A 19568-nucleotide genomic window follows, 5' to 3' on the forward strand; every position below is an offset into this window, starting at 1 on the left:
CGGTTTGGCCGCCTATTCTCTCCGCAGCTACTTTTCGTTCATGAAGGGCAAGCGAAAGGAGCCGGCCGGCGGAGGCAAGGCGATCGACATGGTCGGATTTCTGGACTACTGCGCCGAGCAAGATTTGGAAGCCGCCGAACTGACCAGCTACTTTTTCCCGCCCGATGCCGACGACGCCTACTTCTTGGAACTCCGTCGCCAAGCGTTCCTCCGCGGCGTGACGATTTCCGGGACCGCCATCGGCAACAACTTCACCCAAGGCGCCGGTGACAAGCTGGACCGGGAAATCGAAACCGCGCTCGAGTGGATCGACAAGGCGGCGGTCTTGGGCGCGCCCCACATCCGGTTCTTCGCTGGCAAAGGCAAGGAGTTGGACGATCACCCCGAACGGATGGGTGAAGCCGTCGCGGCGATGAAACGCTGTGCCGAACGGGCCGGCCGGCGCGGCGTCTTTCTGGGCATCGAAAACCATGGCAACCTACGGCCCGACCAATTGCTGCCGATCGTCCACGCCGTCGATCATCCCTGGGTCGGCATCAACTTGGATACCGGCAACTTCTACAGCGAGGATCCTTACCGCGATTTGGAACAGTGCGTCCCCTATGCCGTGAACGTTCAAGTCAAAATGAACATGAAAAAGCCCGACGGGACGGAGTACCCGGCCGACTTGGACCGGATCGCCGGGATCTTGCGCGACAGCACCTACCAAGGCTTTGTGGTCCTGGAATACGAAGACGAGCATCCCTATGACCACATCCCCGCCGCCCTCGATCGGCTCCGCAAGGCACTTGGGACTTCGATTGTCTAAGTGACCACTGCGAACCACCCGTGAATTCGAACCTCGCGTGCGAATGCAACACAGGTGCGAATCGTTAGCACCGTTACGGGCCGAACAACCGGGCGCCGCTGCATGGTCGATGCCGCCAAAACGGGCCTTTTCCTGAAGCATTTGTGTTGCTCGGGCAGGAAACAGACTACTGTCTAGGTGTGCGAGGGACGCGAGACGAAGCTGGCACAACAACGAGATATTAAGCGTCCCCCCGTGCGAGGCGGGGTCGGTTCTTCGGAATCGGCCTCGCCTTTTTTTGTGCCGTCCACGCCGTCATCGCCAACACGGCCAACAAACTCGCCAACGCCGCGTAAACCGGTTGTCGCCACGCCCCCAGTGCTTGCACCAGCAACATCACCAGCGGCCCATCCAAGATGATCGCGACCGCCCAGCCACACCAGGCGGCCAGGGCCACCCGCGCCGACACGATGCGAACCAACGCATAGGCCACACTCGGCAAGACCAGCAGATACGCGCCACCGGGCAGCACCACAGCGAGCACCATCCCCAGCGCCGCGGTCACCCACCAGATCCAGTCGCTGACGACGTCCGCTTCGTCGACTTCGGTCCGCTGGGCAAACCGTTCCAACAGCGCGGTCACGACCAGGAACGAGGCGGCGATCGTCACCAAGCCCGCCGGCAAATCGATCGGCGTGTACTTCAACACCGAAAACGGCGTGGTCCGCAAACCGAGTTGAATCACGACGCCGACCAATAATCCCGCGGCGATCGACAGCACGATGACCAGGCCGTGCCGCGGTAACCGTCGCAGCCGTTCCAGCGAACCTCCACGCAGGCACACCACCCCCATCAACGCCACGGCCACAAACGCAATCCCTTTCTGGATGCCTTCGCCGAAGTGCACCACGGTCCAGCCATACAGATCAAAGAACACGGCGTTGCCATGCGCCGGTTCTTCGACCGAGGCGTTCAACCGGCGCGTCGTCGGACCGTCCAAGCGGTCGAGGGCTCGGTGCATCGAAAACAACTGCGCCCCCATGTGCTGCAGCGTCCGATCGCTCAGGTTCTGCGGCGTGTCTTCGGGGCGGTGATAACGATGGGCACCGCCGATGGCGGCGTAGTTGAATCCGGACAGCCCCAGTTTGCCGTGCCAGGCATTGAAATCGGTCGCATTGGGCAGCGACCGATAGATCGTGACGGCCAGTGACGACGTGATCTTGGGTCGCGCCATGTCGTCAATCACGGCCGAAACCCAGCCGCGGTTGTTGAGGTGCGTTTCAAACATCGCGATCCCGCCGCGGGTGCCGCGGGCATCGAAGTTCAACACGAACGCGGGGCGGGGAAAGGGCAACGATTCCTGGGCAACGATCGCGTAGGCGCCCAGCAGCCCGAATTCTTCTCCATCGGTGAACAGATAATGGGTGGTGCGAACCGGCCGGGACGTCGACAGATAGCCAATGTGTTCGACCAACGCGACAACGGCCGACCCCGCATCGCCGGCACCGGGACCCCAACGACAGGAATCGTGGTGTGTGGCGACCAAGATCGGTGCCAAGGAGGGATCGGATCCTTCCACGGTGACCCACAGATTCTTCAGCACCGTACCGGGCGGCAACAAATCGACGCGGCCGCCCGGATGACGATCCTGACGCTGCGGATCAAAGGGGATCTCGATCCGCCGCATTTGAACGTCATAGCCACGCAGCGTCTTTTCCAGACGTCGCAAAAAGGCTTCGCCCGATGCAGTCCCCGTCGTGTGTTTTTGCGGGGGATCGCCCAGCAGTTCAACCAGCGTCGCACGCATCCGGGCCGCCGACGGTTGGTCGGCCGGGACGTCGATCGCCAGCGGCGCCGGGCCGCGGTATTCCAGCCAGCCCAGCGTGATGGAAACGACCAACGTCAACGTCGCAACCACGATTCGTTTGCCGAACTTCGACATGTCACCCGCCAAACTCGATTCTCCGTTGTTCCGATGTCCAAACCTGATTGGAAGCTATCCTAGCGGGAAGCAACAGCCAGCGGGAAGCGTCAGCGGGAGGTCAGCGGATCTACTCCACCCCCCCGACGCCGCCCACTGGCTGACGGCCCGACGGTTGCGTGAGCCGACGGCGCTAGCCGCGGGCCTAGCGGTTCCAGCATTGCCGTTGGAGGCCTGTGGCTAGCGTCATCGGCTCACGATTGTTTCGGTTGCGATTCAATCGACAGCTCGCTGACGCCACGTGCTGGCTCCAATCACACATCGACATTCGCCTGATAACGCTGCACGATCCGGACGATCCAGAACAGCAGGATCGCGGCGAGGGCCAGGGAGATCCTGACTCGTGTTCCACCGTCGACGTTTTGCCACAGACGCAGCACGTCGGTCAACCGTGCCTGGCCTGGGTAACCGACGGCATTAAAACGGTCCGCCAGCGGTTCTGCCAAATGGATCGGAACGTCCAGGTGCGGCGCGATCTCTTCGGCCAACAATCGCACGCGCTGTTGCGAGGGCATCTCCGGAGTCGCCAACCCGCGGATTTCGTCTGCTTCGTCCGCTTCCAATAGGACCACCGTCCGTCCGAGCAATTGTGCTTCCATTCGGAATAACGAATACTTGCGTTTGGCCCCAGGACGTTTGACCTCGCGCAGATTTAGCCGCCGAATCTCTTGGAAACTGTAGCTCTGTTCGCGGTGTAGACCACGAACGGTCAACCGTTGTTTTTTCCAATCCAACTCGATTTCGCGCGGCGCGAACGCGGCGGCAAGTTTCAAGTAGGTCCAAGCGGTGGCCAACAAGATCAACGTGGCGATCCAATACAAAAGGCCACCGCCGAGTGCCATCAGGTCGGTCACCACGAAATGCCAGCGTCGTGAACCCATCATGTCGATCGGAATCAACACGATCGCTCCCAGGATCGGGATTGCAAACGGCACGACGAACAGGAAAACGATCCCGTATCCAAAGCCACTGACAAGCGAATTGATAAGGTTTTGTCTCGGATCCAGTGTCGTATTTCGGTACCGAATCATTCTGCCCGGATCCCACACGTCGAAATCGATCAGTCCAAATTCGGCGCGAACCGCCGACGAACTCGCGCGAGAGACGTGTTCCATGCGTTCCACGATTTCATCGGCGATTTCCGGCATCACGGCACCGGCGTCGTCCGTTTCCAGGATCGCGTCCCGTTGTTTCAGCCCCTCGTGCACGCGCCCAGCCTGCAGCTTCATTTCATCGAGTGCGTCTTCCCTCACCTGTTGTTGGGATCGAACCAATCCGCGAGAGATCTCCAGGACGGCCTTGTCCGGATCCGACTGGGTGACCGCGGGCGGATCGGGGAAGGCGAGAAACTGGCGGACGGATCCGGCGATCCAGGCGAGTTCACGATTGGTGAACGACTGGAAATAAGAGTGTGACATGCCATTGACGGTGATGACCGCCAACTCCTCGATCGGCAACCCCTCGCGTTCTTTCCCACTCGGGACGACACAGACGGTCAGCACCTCGCCGATCGACCATTGACGGCGTTTGGATCGTAGCAAGCCCCGCACCGTCACGGTCAATCGGTTTTGGGTCACGTCGATGGCCCCCTGCCTTGCCCACTGGCGGATCGCATGGACCAGCACGACCAAGGGAATCAGGCTCAGCACCGCCACGAAAATCCGCGGTCCGGGTTCGGGGTCGCGAAACGCAGCGGGGGAGATCATGGCAATGAACCCGCCGATCAGAACCGCAAAGCCGAACCCTTGCAGGTCGGTAAACTGAAACTGTCGCGGCAGGTTCACACGAAGTGCGTCGTCGGATTGCTGGATCGAAACCTTCGTCTTGGGCGGCTTGGAAATCGGGGACCATTCGCTGGGCGCTTTGATGTCGACGGAGTCCTCCGCGTGTGGCTGGTCGCTGGAACGCGTTGCCTGGACATCTGCTGGCCGAACCACATCGGCGATCTCGATCTCGGAGACGAATCGGGGCGGTCGATACTGGCCATGGCTGTCAAACCCGACCCAACGCAGCGGTCGGCCCAGGCTGACCGCGACCGCCCCGGCAGGCCGCAGCGCGTGGCAGAACGCTCGGTCGGGATCGCGGAAACCCGATCCACTGAGCAAACGGATCCGTCGCGCACCGACGATCGCGTCCAGCCAGACGTCCCAGGCTTCGTAGCTTCGTGAATTCTTGCCGCCGGTCCAACGGACTTCACGAAGCCCGCCCAGACGCAGTTCGTCGATCGCCGACAGCGGGATCGACTCGGTTTCGCCTTCGGTGCCAGCGGTCAACGTTTGTTTGAGCCAGTCGATGCAAACCAGGTAGGCGGGTTTACGCGACAACAGTCCGCCCTCGTGACGCTTGAGCTCCACACGCTGCCCCGGTCGCCAGTGGACGACTTCGATTTCGGACGCGTTCAGCAACGACCCCGAGTGCGACGTGCCGGCGTCGTCCTGTTCAGACGATTCCTGTTGCAGTCGCTCGAACACGTCGGCGGTGAACACTACCGGAGTGGTCCCCCAGCGATCCAGGTCGTCACTTTCGACGCGTTCACGGGTCGATTGAAACAGCTTGGGGAACTTGATCGGGACGAACGCGACCGACGCGAGGATCAAACCGAACACGGCGATCACCAGGATTTCGGTCGCGTCGATGATCAAAGCGGATCGGCCGGGATTGTCCGGTTGGTAGTAGACCTTGACCGACTTGCCGACCGGATAACCGTCGCGAATCGTCTCGGCCGCCGCCTCGGTTTCGCCGCCCATCGTTTCGCTGGCAACGGACATACCGCCGATTCCGGAATACAGATAGACGTCGTCATTGGTGTACGTGACACCATCGACGGTGAATTCATATTCCAGCTGAACGAAGTAATAATCGTTTTCCGGGACGACTTCGCTGTGGCGGATCACGCCTTGGGCCGTCGGCCACCGCAATGCGCGCAGCTGCACCACGGCCGATGCGAAACCGGAAACGGCCAGCCAGCTGCCGACAAAGACCAAGCACCACAGCAGCGGTTTGGGGGCGGAAGATTCGACCGACAGGCTCATCGCAGCGTCTCCTCAGCGATCGGGATAGCGAGGACTGCCCGCTTTCACCATAGCCGAATCGACGCGCGAGAACCAATCGGAACGCGTCACAAGCACTCCGCCGCAGCTTGGTTTTCGGGTAGCGGACGAGGCGACGAGTCCATTCGGATTGCGCACTGTGAGGACTCCTTGCGTCGTCCACGACCGTCTACCCGCGACCGCCCAGAAGGGGCCGTCGTACGAGGGGAAATGCGTTTACCGGATGATTGCGCGCAAGGTGTTGGCCACCGGTCGGCCCGGCACGCGCACCTCGGTACCGCCATAGGGCGTGTAGAAGTAGTAACGCGGTCGCGGAGCCACGACGGGTGGGAGAGGTGCAACGACGGCCGGGGCAAACACGACGGGCGCGGGGTACACGATCGGCGGAACCACGACCGGCCGAGCGACCGTGACGGGGTAGGCGGGGGCGTAAATGTCGATCCCCACGTACTGTGCGTGGGCGTTGGAGGCAATCGATGCCGACACCAACAGGGCCAAGCCGACGATCCAAGTCTTCATCCGGGTCTCTCCAATCAAGTTGTTTCTAACAGGGGGCCGATCGTTGCGTCGCAGTCCAAACGCTGGGCGCGGACGCGTCCGGTCACATTTTCCGCCGTCTGATGTTGCAGATCAAGCTGGCTTTCGTCGCTTTCAATAAGTGGTGGAGACGACCGCTGGGCCGCCCCGTTGATGCCCGTTGAATGCGTTCCGCGGCGGATGATTAACCCTTGCACAAAGATTCAGGTAAAATGAGCGTCTCAAACGATCGCGCTGATGAACTTGCAACCTGGGGATTGGCGATGAGAAATCGAGTTTGGGGGCAAGGTCGACCGGGGCGGGCACAATCGCGTCGCGACCGGTTGGCGATCGAAACGCTGGAGAAGCGTCAACTGTTGGCCGCCGCGGTGTTGGAAACGTCGCTGCTGAAGGACTTGAACCCGCAGGCACCGGCTTCGGGTGCGGAGCAGTTTGTCGCTGTCGGCGATCGCCTGTTTTTCGTCGCCGACGATGGACTGCACGGTCAAGAACTGTTCGTCATCGATGGCGACGGTCCCGGCGAATTGGTCAAAGACATCGGTCCCGGCCAACAGGACGGCGAAATCGGTCATCTGACGGCGGTCGGCGAGACGCTCTTTTTTACGGCCTACTCTGAAACCCTCGGCGAAGAACTTTGGAAAAGCGATGGGACCGAGGCCGGGACCGTGCTGGTCCGCGATATCAATCCGAACGTGGCCACGTATGAATACGACGGGGTGACCTACACCTACGGCGATTCGTCGTATCCGTCTCGGCTGACCGCCGCAGGCGACAAGTTGTTCTTCGTCGCCGACGATGGGACGCACGGGAACGAGTTGTGGATCAGCGACGGCAGCGAATCCGGCACCGTCCTGGTAGCCGATCTGGCCGCCGGCGAGGCAGGTTCCGCCCCAGATCAATTGACCTTTGCCGCGGCGATCGAGCAAGGAGCTTTGTTCTTCAGCGCCCAGACACCGAACCTGGGGCGGGAACTCTGGAAATCCGATTTGCAAGGCGTCACCACTCTGGTTGCCAACGTGTTTCCGGAAACAAACACCGACGGCACGCCCGTGTTTGTCGAGCGGACCGACGGCGACAACAAGCCGGTGATTCGCAACGCCAGCGGGAAACCGATCGTCGGTCAGCTCGATGCGGGCGACAACTGGGGCTTTTTCGAAGCCGACGGGACGCGGGTCGAACCCTCTGACTTCGGTCCGTTTTCTTCCAACCCGCAAAACCTGGTCGTCTTCGACGGCTTGCTTTTCTTCTCCGCCGATGGCGTCTCGCCGGGCTCCGGTGCCGTCGGCCGAGAACTGTGGGCGAGCGATGGCACCGCAGCCGGAACGATGGTCGTCAGCGATTTAGCCGATGGGGAACACGTTATCACGGCGACCGACGTGACGGGTGCGAGTGTCAACATCCGCCGCCCGATGAGTTCGTCACCGGGAGGGCTGGTCAGTGCGAACAATCGGCTGCTTTTTGCCGCGACGGCAGATCCGGCCAGCGGACGTGAACTGTACTCACGTGGCCCATCGGGAACCCCCGGGGCCGACACGGTCGAGTTGGTCAAAGACATTTTCCCAGGCGCCGACTCGTCGTCGCCGTCGCAGATGACGGCGGTCGGCGATCGTGTCTTTTTCACAGCGGATTCGTCCGACGGTGTCGAGCTGTGGTCCAGTGACGGCACGACCGGTTCAACGGTGCTTGTTCGAGACATCGCTCCCGGCGTCACCGATTCCGATCCGATGGATCTGACGGCGCTGGGCGAGTCATTGTTCTTTACCGCAGAGGACGGTGCGGTCGGGCGGGAGGTTTGGAAAAGTGACGGAACGACCGAGGGCACGAGAATCGTCAAAGAGATTCGTCCTGGCGGCCCGCATTCGCACAGCCTGGCACAGCAGTTGACGGCCTTTGGCAACCACATCTATTTCGGCGCGAGTGATTTCTTTCGCGGCTTTGATGTTTGGCGTACCGATGGCACTGACGCGGGAACTGAATTTGTCGGGGTGCAGACGACGGCCAGCATTTCCTCGGAACCGAAACACTTGACCCGCGTGGGATCCAAGCTGTTCTTTGTCGCCAAGTCCCCGGAGGTTGGCGAAGAACTGTGGGTGTCCGATGGCAACGCGTTCGACACCCGTGTCGTCAAGGATATCAATCCAGCGTTTGTCGGCAATGTTCCCCAAGGGGCGGCGGTCAGCGATCTGGTCGAGTTCAACGGTTTGCTGTACTTCGCGGCGTTTGATGGAGCCGAATCACGGCTTTGGAAAACCGATGGCTCCACGGAAGGCACAACTTATGCAACGCTCGGAATCGGTGGTGATCCGATTCCGGGCCCCAATGCGCCGAGCGACTTGATCAAGATCGGCGACACATTGTTCTTCACCGCCGACGAACCGGGCAGTGGACGCGAGGTCTGGGCGCTCCAGGCAGCGACGGGCCAAGCCACCTTGCTGAAAGACATCGACCCCACGGCCGATCTGTCCTCCCAACCTTTGGAACTGACTCCCTACGGCGACCGATTGTACTTCAGCGCCTACAGCCCCGAAACCGGGCGCGAGCTTTGGAGCAGCGATGGAACGCCCGAAGGCACGGTGCTGCGCGCCGATCTTTATCCCGGCAGTGCGTTTCCGTTTTCTTCCCATCCGGAGCAGCTGGTTGTTTCCGGTGACAAGCTGTTCTTTCTCGCCGAGGATCCGGACCACGGGGTGGAGTTGTGGGTGATCGACAGTGAATCAGACGATCCGCGATTGGTCGCCGACTTGGATGAAGGCACGAATAGTTCGTGGATCACATCGCTGACGCCTTTCGACGATGGCGTGGTGTTTCGCCGTGACGATAACTTCAACGGCGTCGTCGGCACCAACATCGGCAATGAACTTTGGATCAGCGACGGATCGGCCGCCGGAACACGCCCGGTCGTCGATTTGGAAACGGGGACGGATGGATCACGCTGCTTCGGCGATTATCTCGACAACGGCATCATTGAGTTTGCGGACCAAATCGTCTTCCGCGCCAATGACTTGGAACACGGCTGCGAATTGTTCATCAGCGATGGGACGGCCGCCGGGACGGACTTGTTGGAGGATCTGTTTGGAGACTCGCCGATCGTCATCGGGGAAGAAGGTCGGTCGTCAGATCCCGATGATTTTTATGTGATCGGAGACGCCCTGTATTTCCAGGCGACCGATCAGAACGGCCGCGACCTGTGGCGTTTGGACCTGGACGGGACACTGCAACGGGCGACGTTCGATTACGACTTAAATTCCCGCCCGGCGGAATTGACGATCGCCGGTTCGAACCTGTTCATGATCGGCAACGATGGCGTCCAGGGACGCGAGATCTTCCAGTTGCCGTTGGAACATCCACTGACCCCTGCGGTCATGGAGGTTTTGGCCAAGGACATCGCCTATGAAGATTGGGTCGCGGGGCAAACCGTTTCCTTCTCCGACCTGGGCTATGGCCAAGTCTCCACCGTCGAGTTCACTGTCGACACCGTGTTCGGGGATCCGGTCACGGGATTCGACGCCGTGGGATTGGTCAGCACTTCGGTCGATCCGGTTCTTGCGATCCGCGGCTCGGTCGATTTCTTGACCGATTGGTTCGACGATTTTCATCCCGACGGTGTCGGCACCGCACAATTCCTGGCAGCCTATGACACGGTCGCCGCGTGGCTGAACGCGATTTCCGCATCGCATGGCCGACCTTCGATTGTCGGACACAGTCTTGGCGGGGGACTGACGCAGCTGATGGCCGCGCGATACACGGGGGACGGAGGTGACCTGGGCCGCGTCGTCACCTTCAACGCGCCGGGGATCAACGCCGACTATGCCGTAATGTTCGATGCCCAGCGGACCGAGCAGGTGTTGCACTTCGTCACCAATGGCGACCCGGTCAGCCTGGCGGGCGATGCCTTTCTCGCCGGCGATTGGGTTCGATCGACGTTTTCCGCGGTCGATCTGTCCAAGAACCACACGCACCCGGTGCTGGTCCCGTTCACGTACACCGGCGACGCACGCACCGAGACTCGGGATCGGTTCGACGATACGCGATTCGAGTTCTTTGACGACACCGAATGGTTGAATCACCCGTTGTATTTTCACGATGATGTCAACTATTTGACTTGGTTGTCGGTGATGTACGCCGTCGCCAATGCCAGCGACACGTTGCGTCCCTACCGACACTTGCCGGCTTCGCTGCTGTTCCGCAGCACGACGGAGGCTCAGCGACAAACGATCGGTCAGGTTTGGCATGACTTTCAAACGCCCGTTTTGGCGACGATCGGGCCGACACCCTGCGATCCGGAACTGGAACCGTTCACACTTTCGGACCTGGATATCAACGTGCTGGGCGTGTTTGACGTCGAAGCGACAGACATGATGGCCAGTTGCCAGCTTTCGCCCGATCCGAGCGTCTGGCTGCAAGGCGAAGTGCGTTTGCCCGATTTCTTTAACGTCACGGCCAACTTCACCGACGAAAACCGAATCGAGCTTGCCAACGGCCGAATCGATCTGGTTGGAAGCGTGACCGCCGAAGACATCCGGATCCTGCCGGGCGTCTTGACGGTCAAACAGGCCGGGATCGGTTTCGATACGATCGCAAACACCTTGGATGCCGGGGCACGACTTGACATCAAGCCGTGGGGAATCGAATTGGGGGTCGACCTGGGATTCCTGAACAACCAATGGAATAGCATCGAAATCGTGGCGGACGGATTGGGGATTCCGGTGCCGGTGTTGCCCGCTGCATTTTTGCAACGCGTCTCCGGCAGCGTCGATCATTTTGCCCCCAGCGATCCGATGCCGATCACGTTCGGCGGCGCGATCGGGATGACGCTTGGTCCCGAAGTCAGTGTCGACTTGCCGGACTGGGCCGGCGGCCCGGTGGAAGCCAAACTGCTCGGGTTCGATGGATCGGCGTCGTTCAACAGCCGACAATTGACCGTCGGCGCGGACTTGTCAATCGTCAACGGCCTGGCGATCGTCGATGGAACGACCACCTGGGATTGGGGCGACGGCACGCTGCAAGCCAGCGGCGGATTCAATGTGCTGAACGGCACCATCCTGTCCGACGACGCAAGTTTTACAGCGGATGTCGACGAAAACAGCGGATTGAACCTCAATGCCTCCGCCAGCGCCACCTTCACCGTTCCGGAAGCGTTTCCGGTGATCGGCGGGACCGAAGCGTTTGCAGGTCAATTTTTCTTGCAATTCACCGATGATGGAGATTTCTCCAACGATTCAACGGGCGCCTATGCCAGCTTTCCGCTGCCCTTGATCGGCGATGTCGGTTTGGGGTTTCGCGTTTGGCTCAACGGCGGAATCGGGTTGATCGGTGCCCAGGAAATCGCGGAACTGATCGACGGCGGCGAAGGCGAATCGCTGGCCCAAACGACGCCGCTTTCGCATCGGGTGATGGTCGAAACGGGTACCGCATGGACGTTGTTTTCCGCTCAGTGGGACAACGCAAGCGACTCCGAAATCGTGCTGACATCTCCCTCCGGACAGACGTTGACCGAAGCCGACATCGCCGCGGCGCCTGGAATGTCGATCGTGGATGACCTGTCAAATCGGAAGCGACGTGTGGTGGTCGTATCCCAGCCCCAGTCGGGCGTTTGGTCTCTGTCGGTCGACGGCATTGGCAACACCGGTCCGGTGGAGTTCTTTGTCGGCTCCAGCAACAATGCGCCCGTCGGTGAGATCACCCAAGTTGTCGGCGGCGGATTCGGCCAAGGGGTTTCCATTTCCTACGACGCATTGGACACGGATAACGACGCGTCGATTGCGTTCTACTACGATTCCGACTCCGACGGGCTGGACGGCATCTTGATTCAATCCGGGATCGCGGAAACCGACGGAAACGGTCAGCTGACTTGGAACACCGATGGAGTTCCCGACGGTCAGTATTTCGTGTACATGACGATCGACGACGGAATCAACGCCCCCGTCTCCGTGTACTCCTCGGAATCCGTGACGGTGGCGCATCGACGGATCGATGGCCGAGTCTTCAACGACGCCAATGCAAACGCCGTCTGGGATGCCGGCGAATTGCCGGCCGCTGACGTCGCCGTCTTCGTCGACGCCAACGGCAACGGAACGCTGGACGATGACGAACCTTTTTCGATCACACGGCCGGATGGACGATACCGCCTGGCGGATCTGCCCGTGGGAAACCACACCGTCGCGATCATGACCCCACAGGGGTTCGTTCAAACCGCACCGGTCGCTGGCAAGGTGTACGAGATTGAACTGACCGACCAGGACCAGATCCAGGAGATCGACTTCGGAATCCGGATCACGCCTGGATCGATCAACGGCCTCGTTTGGCAAGACCTCAACCGCGACGGCTTTCGCGATCCGTCAGAGGAATGGCGCGCATCTGTGTCGTTGCGTTTGATCGACGAAGCGAGTGGGGTGGCGATTGCACACACTTTGACAGCGCAGGACGGAAGCTATCAGTTTTCCGGGATCATTCCTGGGGCGTATCGGTTAGAAGTCGTTCCCGAAACGGTCGACCAAATCACACTTAACGATCGCCCCGGAAGCGATGCCCACGACAGCAATTTTGATCCGGTGACCGCGCTGCGACAGATAGAACTGGAAACCGGCCAGTCTCATTCGTCGATCGACGTCGGACTGTTCAGCCGATGGAACTCCATTGACAATCCCTACGACACGGATCTGAGCGGCGATGTCACTCCCCTGGATGCCTTGGTGGTCATCAATTTCCTGGCACGCGTCCAGACTTGGCAAGCGTCCGGGGAAGCATTGCCGGCGGAAAACACCTTCCCCGACGTCAACGGCAATAGCCGCGTCTCCCCACTGGACGCACTGTTGGTCATTAACTACGTCGCGTTGCAGCAGGAGATGGAGTCAGAACCCAGCGGAACCGTCGCGGCATCCAGTCTGCAAGCCCAATTCCCGCTGATCTCAAACACGGCAAGTGATCGGGAACGCTCGGGGATGCGTCTTATGGAACCGGCGATCATCCAGGCCGAGGCCGAGACGATCTCAGCGTCGACCGCTGCATCACCGCAGAACGTCATGCGATTGGAAGACTGGCCGGCCGCTGAATCGCAGGCGGACGGTGATAGCGACGATGAACTATCACTCGACGACCTGCTCACGCAACTCGCGCTCGATCTTTCACAAGCAGCCCCTAAACCTCCGGCTGTCGAAACCTGGCACTGAGGTGGCGGCGGGAAGAACGACAAAAAGATTGGTGACAGGAAAATCATGCTGCTCCCGGCGCGGAAAGCGGCCAATCGAAACCGCGACCCGGCCATTTTTCTGCCCCACATTTTTCTGTCAGCCCGATCCCCACCGTTGCCCGGAAATCAGATTTTTCCGTCCAAGCCCATTTGATAATACTTGTGGGTGATGTTTTCTTGGTTTTCCAACAGCCAGTCGATCGACGGTTCACAGGCCATCGCTTTGTGGATGGCTTGTGCCATGGCTTTGCGGTGGATGTCGAACAGGGCTTTGTGATCCAGGTTGTCGGCGGTGGCGACGCCCGGGTTCAGCCAGACGCTGCAGATGATCCCCAGGTCGTTGCATTTTTCTTTCGGGATGTCACCGGCTCGGACGGCATCGAGCACGCCGTTGGCGATCGCCGCTTGCACCGTCCCCATCAGGATGTTGGTGTAGCGGTTGTCTTTGACGGTGACCTTGCTGACGCACAGGGTGACCGGGCGGACTTGGATGTCCGTGTTCAAGATCGCAAAGACTTTGGTGTGTCCCTTGGTTTGGTCGCCGGTCAGCGTGGCCAAGGCGGTCCCGACCGGACCGTCGAGTTCGCCGATCACGACTTCGGGTTCGGCCGCGGTAAACGGGGGGCCACCGGCAACGAGTGATTCTCCGGTGCGCAGGATGATGCGTTCTGACATGAGTCCAACAGATGTAGGGAAGGTGGAAAAGATGGCCGGCAACCAGGCCGACCGATCGCGGGCCACTAACATAGCGGACCGGTGTGGGAGAAGACACAGTGGGCCGAATTGCAAGGGGGCCGAATTGCAAGGGGGGCCGAATTGAAAGGGGGGGGGCCGTTTTGAAAGGGGCGGTGTGAAATCTTTTCACACCGATTCTGGTTGGAACGTCCCAAGTATTTCACAGCGGTGGGGCGGTTGTCTTGCCGCCGTCATGTCGCGGTGCGATTGCAAGTCGTTTCACAGAACTGGCTTGGACGCGAAACCGTGTTTGATCTACAGCGGCCACGCTGCCTGGTCCCGGAATTGCTTTCTTGACGCGATGAAATCACTGCTGAAGTCCCGACGAGCGGGGCGGCAATCCTCAGCCCGGAACAAAAATGGGAGCGTGACCATGAACAGTCAATTTTCAATCGGTTTTGTGATCGCCTTGGTGATCGGCATCGCAGTCGGCGCATTGTGGCCCAAGTACGGTCCCGCGATTAGCGACACGGCGGTCGATCATGGAAACGCCGTTCGAGGAGTCAACTTCGCTTCCGGACGCGATCTCACGCCAGGCCATGGGCGTCTGGTGGACCACGCGGGCAACGGCAACTGCGACCAGGCTTGCAACAGCAAGGCCACGGGGGGCGCCAAACGCGGTGCCTCCTCCGCTCAAATCAATCGTGGGAAACAGCATGGCAACGGCCGTGGGAATGGTATCGGCAAAGGAAATGGCAACGGCAACGGGAAAGGAAATGGGAAGGGCCGAACGGGTGGCGGACAACGCAGCGGTTTCGGTCAGCAACGAGGACACGGCGGTCAGCTATGCAGCGTCTCCGGTTGCGACCACTCGGCGAAACAGCCCCGGGGCAAGGCCCATCAAGCCGAACCGGCTTCCTGTGAACACGAGCACCAAGCCGATGAATCGATCACGACGCAGCACGGCATGGGACCGGGAATGGGGTTCGGACTTGGCCGCGGCAGGGGACGTGATCTCGGGCCGGCGGAGACTGAGGCGACCGATCACGAATCCGGAGAAAACGATTCGTAGGGACCAACGTTGCGAACGAGTGGCTGCGGCGTCATCGCATCGATGATGCGGCAGCCGGCCGGCCTGATTGCCGGCAGCGCTTGAGACGCGTGTTTTTCTCGTGACAAACAGCATCAAGAGGGTTGAGACGATGAAGACGGCCGAACAGAACCAGGTTGCAATGGCCACCGATCCCAAGCGGACGGCTGCGGTCGGGCGCCCGTTCAGCGTGCGCGGATTCGCTTCGATGTTGCTGGTCCTGTGCATGATCGTGATGTTGGCGTCAGGCATCGCGTTGTACATCGCGCCCCGAGGCCGCGTCGCCAACTCCATCTCTTGGACGGCGCTGTCGATCAGTCGTCAACAATGGGCGGCGTTGCACATCAACGCCAGCCTGCTGTTCGGCATTGCAGCTTCAACCCACATCGTGATGAACGGGTCACGTCTGGTCGGCTACATCAAGAAACGTTCCAAGCCCGCCGTGAACATGAAACGCGAACTTGCCTCTGCGATCGCGGTGACCGTGGTGATCGTTGCCGGAACGCTCCTCGAGTTGGCCCCGATCAATTTCGCACCCGCATTCAAAGACGTCGCACGGAGCGTTTGGGAGCAGCCCCAAGTCAGAACGGACGTCCGGTCTGGTCCCTCTAATTCTCGGCCATCCGGACAGTCGCACGGCGTCGCTGTGCTCGGCCCCGACCGTCCTGGTCCGGTGCGCTGAACACCGCGATGTGATCCCCCTTGCCGGCGACGGCCAGTTGGTTTGAGTGCGGGGCAAACTGTAGGTCGCGGATCGGCACGATGTCGGTCTGGACGACCAACTGCGTCTGCCAAACCCGGGTGTCCCAGAACAAGACTTCGCCGTCGAAATGGCCGCTGGCCATGACGCCGCCGTCGACGGAAAAATCAATTTCCGCCAACTGCGCTGGACTTTGCCGGCGGGTGATGACTTCAAAATCGGGCATCGACCAAACCGTGATCATGCCGTCGAGTGTTCCGGTGACCAAAGCAGAACCACCGGGGTGGAACTTCATCGTTTTCACGTTGTCCAGGTGACGCTCGCCCAATCGCTGCACCTGTCCGTTTTTCGATTCCCGCCACAACACGACCGTGTCGTCGTCATCGGCGGTGGCCAACAAGCCTGTCAACGGATCCTTTGCAGCGATCGCGATCCCCGAGTCAACGTGGAGCTCCGAATGCGCCAGGCGAAGCGTCCCTTCAGAGTCTTCCAACGGCAACCATCTCGGTTGGTCGTCGTCCAAGCCGATCAGCAACCGATCGCCATCCAACATGATTCCCCGCGTTCCACCGGGGACGTTCGGCGAATCGATTTGGTGACCGTTGGTTGCGTCCCAAAGATTGACGTCTCGTCCCCGCTGACGCGTGATCAGAATCGGATCGGGCCCGGCGAACAGGATCTGATAAATGTTTTTGGTGCCGGTCGACCACTGGCGTTGCAGTTCTCCCGTCTGGGTTTCGTAGATGCCGATGATCCCATTCGGGCTGTAGGTCGCCAGCAAGTCACCGCGGGATGAAAACGCCAATCGACGGACCACTTGGCCCAGAGGTTTCCACGATTGGTAGAGTCGTTTGGGCGTGACTGAAGCGATCAGAACACGCCCCCCGCGCAGCCCGATGGCAACGTTGCCGCCTTGCCGCGATGCGTCGACGACAAAGGGATGTCCATCGACGTTCGGCGTGGATGCGGTGGGCGTCGCCGTCGTCTGGTTCGGGGCAATGCCGAGCGGGTTGGCGCGATCGCTTCGATAGATCGTCGCGAGTTTCCCGTCACCGCCCAACAGAACGACTTGCCCGCGCCCGGAGAGCAGAATTCGCTGGCCTTGCAGCCCCGCACCGGATTGGCAAACTTCCAGATCGGGCAGAAAGATTTGGCCGCCCCAAGTCCGTAGGGACTGATTGGAGGCCAAGTCCCAGATCCCCGCGGCTTTGACTTGGCGGCACAGGCAGGCCAATCGCAGGTCATCGGAGTATCGGCCCCGGAAAACCGATTGCGCGTCGTTTGCGACGAAGGAAGCGCGTTGCCGTTCCAACGGATCGCCCGTTTGCAGATCACAAATCGTCAGCACACCGTTCTGTGACACGGTCCCGACGCGATCGCCCTGGGCGGCGATGGTCAATCCGATGATCGCGGAATCATCCAGTTGGCGTTGCCAGGTCTGACGACCGCCGGGGCGATCGAAGTGCGTCAGACGACCGGATTGGTCGCCGATCAAATAGCCCTGGTCGCCCGTCACCGCCGCGACGGCGGTCGCCCGTGCCGCGTCGTCTGACCACAGCAGTTGTGTCTGGTGGGAAGCGATGTCAAACCGAACGGCGGTGCCGTCGCGTCGGGCGAACAGTGCCGCGCGCGAATCACCGTCCAGCGCCAGCCGAACCGTCGGCGAATCGATTTGTCCCTCGATCGCCGCGAGCGGTTTGCCCGACACCGTTTCCCAGGCACGCACGCCCGATGGCCCGCTGGTAACCAGCCACGATCCGTCATCGGAAATCGCAACGTCCAACAACCCGCGGCGGTCCGCGTTCCATCCCGTCGTGACTTGGGTCGTGTAACCATACAGCAGATTCCAAACATAGCCGCGAAGACCGGGGGGACAAAACGTCTCGTCGGCCAGCTGCTCGGCGACATGGTCGGGTTCACGTCGGGCGATCAGCCCCAGACGCAACAACGCCTGGTTCATCGCGGTTCGACGTAGCCGCCGCGCGGACCGTTCCGATTCTTCCTTCGCGAAGACCAATTCCGCTTCGTTCGAACGGAGGATCTGGTTGGTTTTCCGGAGTTCTTGCGAACGGTCATTGGCAAGTTTTGCGGTGATGCCGGCGGTGACGGCCAGTGTCATCAGCAACACGATCGCAATCACCGAGACGGCAGCGACCCGGCGGTGTCGCAGACTCCACTTCCACAACGCCCGTCCCGCCCCTTGGCGTCGGGCCAGGATCGGTTTGCCATCGAGATAGTTTTTCAGATCCGTCGCGAACGCTTCCATCGCCCCGTAGCGTTCGGCCGGATCTTTCGCAAGCGCGGTCTCCAGAATCAACTCCAGGTCGCCGCGGAGGCGACGGTCGACGCGTCCGATCGGCAACGGCGGCTGCGATTTGACGATTTGAGCGGTCTCCCACATCGACTTGTTGTCGATCTCGTAGGGAAGCCGACCAGAAAGCAATTGATACAGCACCACCGCCATGCCGTAGACGTCGGTCCGGACATCGATTTGGCCCGCCTGCGCATTGAACTGTTCGGGACTCATGTAGCTGCGGGTTCCGATCCACGCCTCCGTCGTCGGTTCATGACGCGGATCGTCCACGTTGTCGCGACGGATTCGTGCCAGCCCGAAATCGATCAGCTTGGGCACGCCGTCGTCGGTGACCAACATGTTGGCGGGTTTTAAATCGCGGTGAACAATCCCTTCGTCGTGGGCCGCCGACAGCGCTTCACAAAAGTGCAGACACAGCCGGATCGTGTCCGAGGGCGACCAGTCCGATTCTTGCCGGCGAAAACGGATGTATTGCCCGATGTCCGCCCCCTCGACCCATTCCATCGTGAAGTACAGTCGCGACGCGCCCAACACATCGGCGACACCGGCGTCAAAGATCTTGGCGATGTTGGGATGTTGAAGCGTCCCGAGCAGCTCGACCTCAAGTTGAAAACGGGACTTGACCCTCGGCCGGGCTGCCAGGTCGTGCAACAGTTTCAACGCGACCTTGCGCGAAGGAAACCGCTGCTCGGCGAGATAGACGATCGAATATGGGCCGCGAGAGATTTCCGACAGAATCTTGTAAGGCCCGATCGATTCCGGTGGGGGCAGCGACGACGGATGGCCGCTTCCCGAGGACATCTCCAGCCAGTTGACGTAGTCCCGCAGTTGCTCGGCCAAACCCAAGTCGCCTTCGCACAGCTGTTCCGCCGTGACCTCCTCACCGGCGGCCGTCATGGATTCCCAGCGGTCCAGAAGCCGCTGAAGTTCGTTTGAAACCACGAACTCGGTGTCCGGCAGAGAACGAGTCGATGAGTCGTTGTTGGAAATCGACAAACTGAGTTGCCCCGCGACGACCAGAAGAGAATGGCGGTCCCCAACGCTCATTATAAACCAATCCCCGACCCGCCTGATGCAATCCTTCCGCGGAGATTCTCTGGTTCGCTGCATTTTTGATCCGTTCAAGCGCGAAACGCAAGCGAGAGAGCGACGTACGTCGGAACACGCAACGACACCACGCCGGAGTGTGTTAGCCTATAGCCCTCCAAGACGGTCCCGTAGGGTCGGGGCGTCGCAGTTTGCAGA

At 60.6% G+C, this 19568-nt stretch carries 9 protein-coding genes; 4 read left to right on the forward strand and 5 right to left on the reverse strand.

What is annotated here, in order from left to right; genetic code table 11:
- The first annotated feature begins 4 nt into the window (after positions 1-4).
- Positions 5-808 (forward strand): sugar phosphate isomerase/epimerase family protein, encoded by an 804-nt coding sequence (locus tag H1B37_RS16230; RefSeq protein WP_286177812.1) that lies wholly within the window; start codon positions 5-7, stop codon positions 806-808.
- 220 nt (positions 809-1028) lie between these two features.
- On the opposite strand, the gene H1B37_RS16235 is transcribed toward H1B37_RS16230, so the two are convergent.
- The 3 genes from H1B37_RS16235 to H1B37_RS16245 all read right to left on the reverse strand — a co-directional run bounded on the left by H1B37_RS16235 (position 1029) and on the right by H1B37_RS16245 (position 6337).
- A complete protein-coding gene (locus tag H1B37_RS16235; RefSeq protein ID WP_182867702.1) occupies positions 1029-2729 on the reverse strand; it encodes a M28 family peptidase in 1701 nt (566 codons plus the stop codon).
- A 293-nt stretch (positions 2730-3022) separates the two neighbouring features.
- Positions 3023-5800 carry a DUF3592 domain-containing protein gene (locus H1B37_RS16240; RefSeq protein WP_182867703.1) on the reverse strand — a complete coding sequence of 926 codons (2778 nt, stop codon included), beginning with the start codon at positions 5798-5800 and terminating at the stop codon, positions 3023-3025.
- A gap of 234 nt (positions 5801-6034) precedes the next feature.
- Positions 6035-6337 (reverse strand): hypothetical protein, encoded by a 303-nt coding sequence (locus H1B37_RS16245; protein WP_182867704.1) that lies wholly within the window; start codon positions 6335-6337, stop codon positions 6035-6037.
- Between the two features lie 281 nt (positions 6338-6618).
- Between H1B37_RS16245 and H1B37_RS16250 the strand changes: the two genes are divergently transcribed.
- Positions 6619-13524, forward strand: coding sequence for an ELWxxDGT repeat protein (locus H1B37_RS16250; protein ID WP_182867705.1), 6906 nt, complete (start codon positions 6619-6621; stop codon positions 13522-13524).
- Positions 13525-13670: 146 nt separating this feature from the next.
- Here the strand turns inward: H1B37_RS16250 and H1B37_RS16255 are convergent, their stop codons facing one another.
- Positions 13671-14219 (reverse strand): formaldehyde-activating enzyme, encoded by a 549-nt coding sequence (locus tag H1B37_RS16255; protein WP_182867706.1) that lies wholly within the window; start codon positions 14217-14219, stop codon positions 13671-13673.
- Between the two features lie 433 nt (positions 14220-14652).
- On the opposite strand from H1B37_RS16255, the gene H1B37_RS16260 reads away from it, so the two are divergent.
- Positions 14653-15291, forward strand: coding sequence for a hypothetical protein (locus tag H1B37_RS16260; RefSeq protein ID WP_182867707.1), 639 nt, complete (start codon positions 14653-14655; stop codon positions 15289-15291).
- Positions 15292-15421: 130 nt separating this feature from the next.
- Positions 15422-15991 carry a DUF4405 domain-containing protein gene (locus tag H1B37_RS16265; RefSeq protein WP_182867708.1) on the forward strand — a complete coding sequence of 190 codons (570 nt, stop codon included), beginning with the start codon at positions 15422-15424 and terminating at the stop codon, positions 15989-15991.
- Here the strand turns inward: H1B37_RS16265 and H1B37_RS16270 are convergent.
- Entirely contained in the window at positions 15918-19370 is a 3453-nt protein-coding gene (locus H1B37_RS16270; RefSeq protein ID WP_182867709.1) for a WD40 repeat domain-containing serine/threonine-protein kinase, read from the reverse strand. The genes H1B37_RS16265 and H1B37_RS16270 overlap by 74 nt on opposite strands.
- Positions 19371-19568: the final 198 nt, after the last annotated feature.

It is taken from the genome of Stieleria mannarensis (assembly GCF_014154935.1).
Classification (GTDB): Bacteria; Planctomycetota; Planctomycetia; order Pirellulales; family Pirellulaceae; genus Stieleria; species Stieleria mannarensis.

What these genes read in the sequence shown, in the direction of transcription:
- H1B37_RS16235 (WP_182867702.1), bottom strand. Translation starts at nt 2,729, where the DNA reads ATGTCGAAGTTCGGCAAACGAATCGTGGTTGCGACGTTGACGTTGGTC.
- H1B37_RS16240 (WP_182867703.1), bottom strand. Translation starts at nt 5,800, where the DNA reads ATGAGCCTGTCGGTCGAATCTTCCGCCCCCAAACCGCTGCTGTGGTGC.
- H1B37_RS16245 (WP_182867704.1), bottom strand. Translation starts at nt 6,337, where the DNA reads ATGAAGACTTGGATCGTCGGCTTGGCCCTGTTGGTGTCGGCATCGATT.
- H1B37_RS16250 (WP_182867705.1), top strand. Translation starts at nt 6,619, where the DNA reads ATGAGAAATCGAGTTTGGGGGCAAGGTCGACCGGGGCGGGCACAATCG.
- H1B37_RS16255 (WP_182867706.1), bottom strand. Translation starts at nt 14,219, where the DNA reads ATGTCAGAACGCATCATCCTGCGCACCGGAGAATCACTCGTTGCCGGT.
- H1B37_RS16260 (WP_182867707.1), top strand. Translation starts at nt 14,653, where the DNA reads ATGAACAGTCAATTTTCAATCGGTTTTGTGATCGCCTTGGTGATCGGC.
- H1B37_RS16265 (WP_182867708.1), top strand. Translation starts at nt 15,422, where the DNA reads ATGAAGACGGCCGAACAGAACCAGGTTGCAATGGCCACCGATCCCAAG.
- H1B37_RS16270 (WP_182867709.1), bottom strand. Translation starts at nt 19,370, where the DNA reads ATGAGCGTTGGGGACCGCCATTCTCTTCTGGTCGTCGCGGGGCAACTC.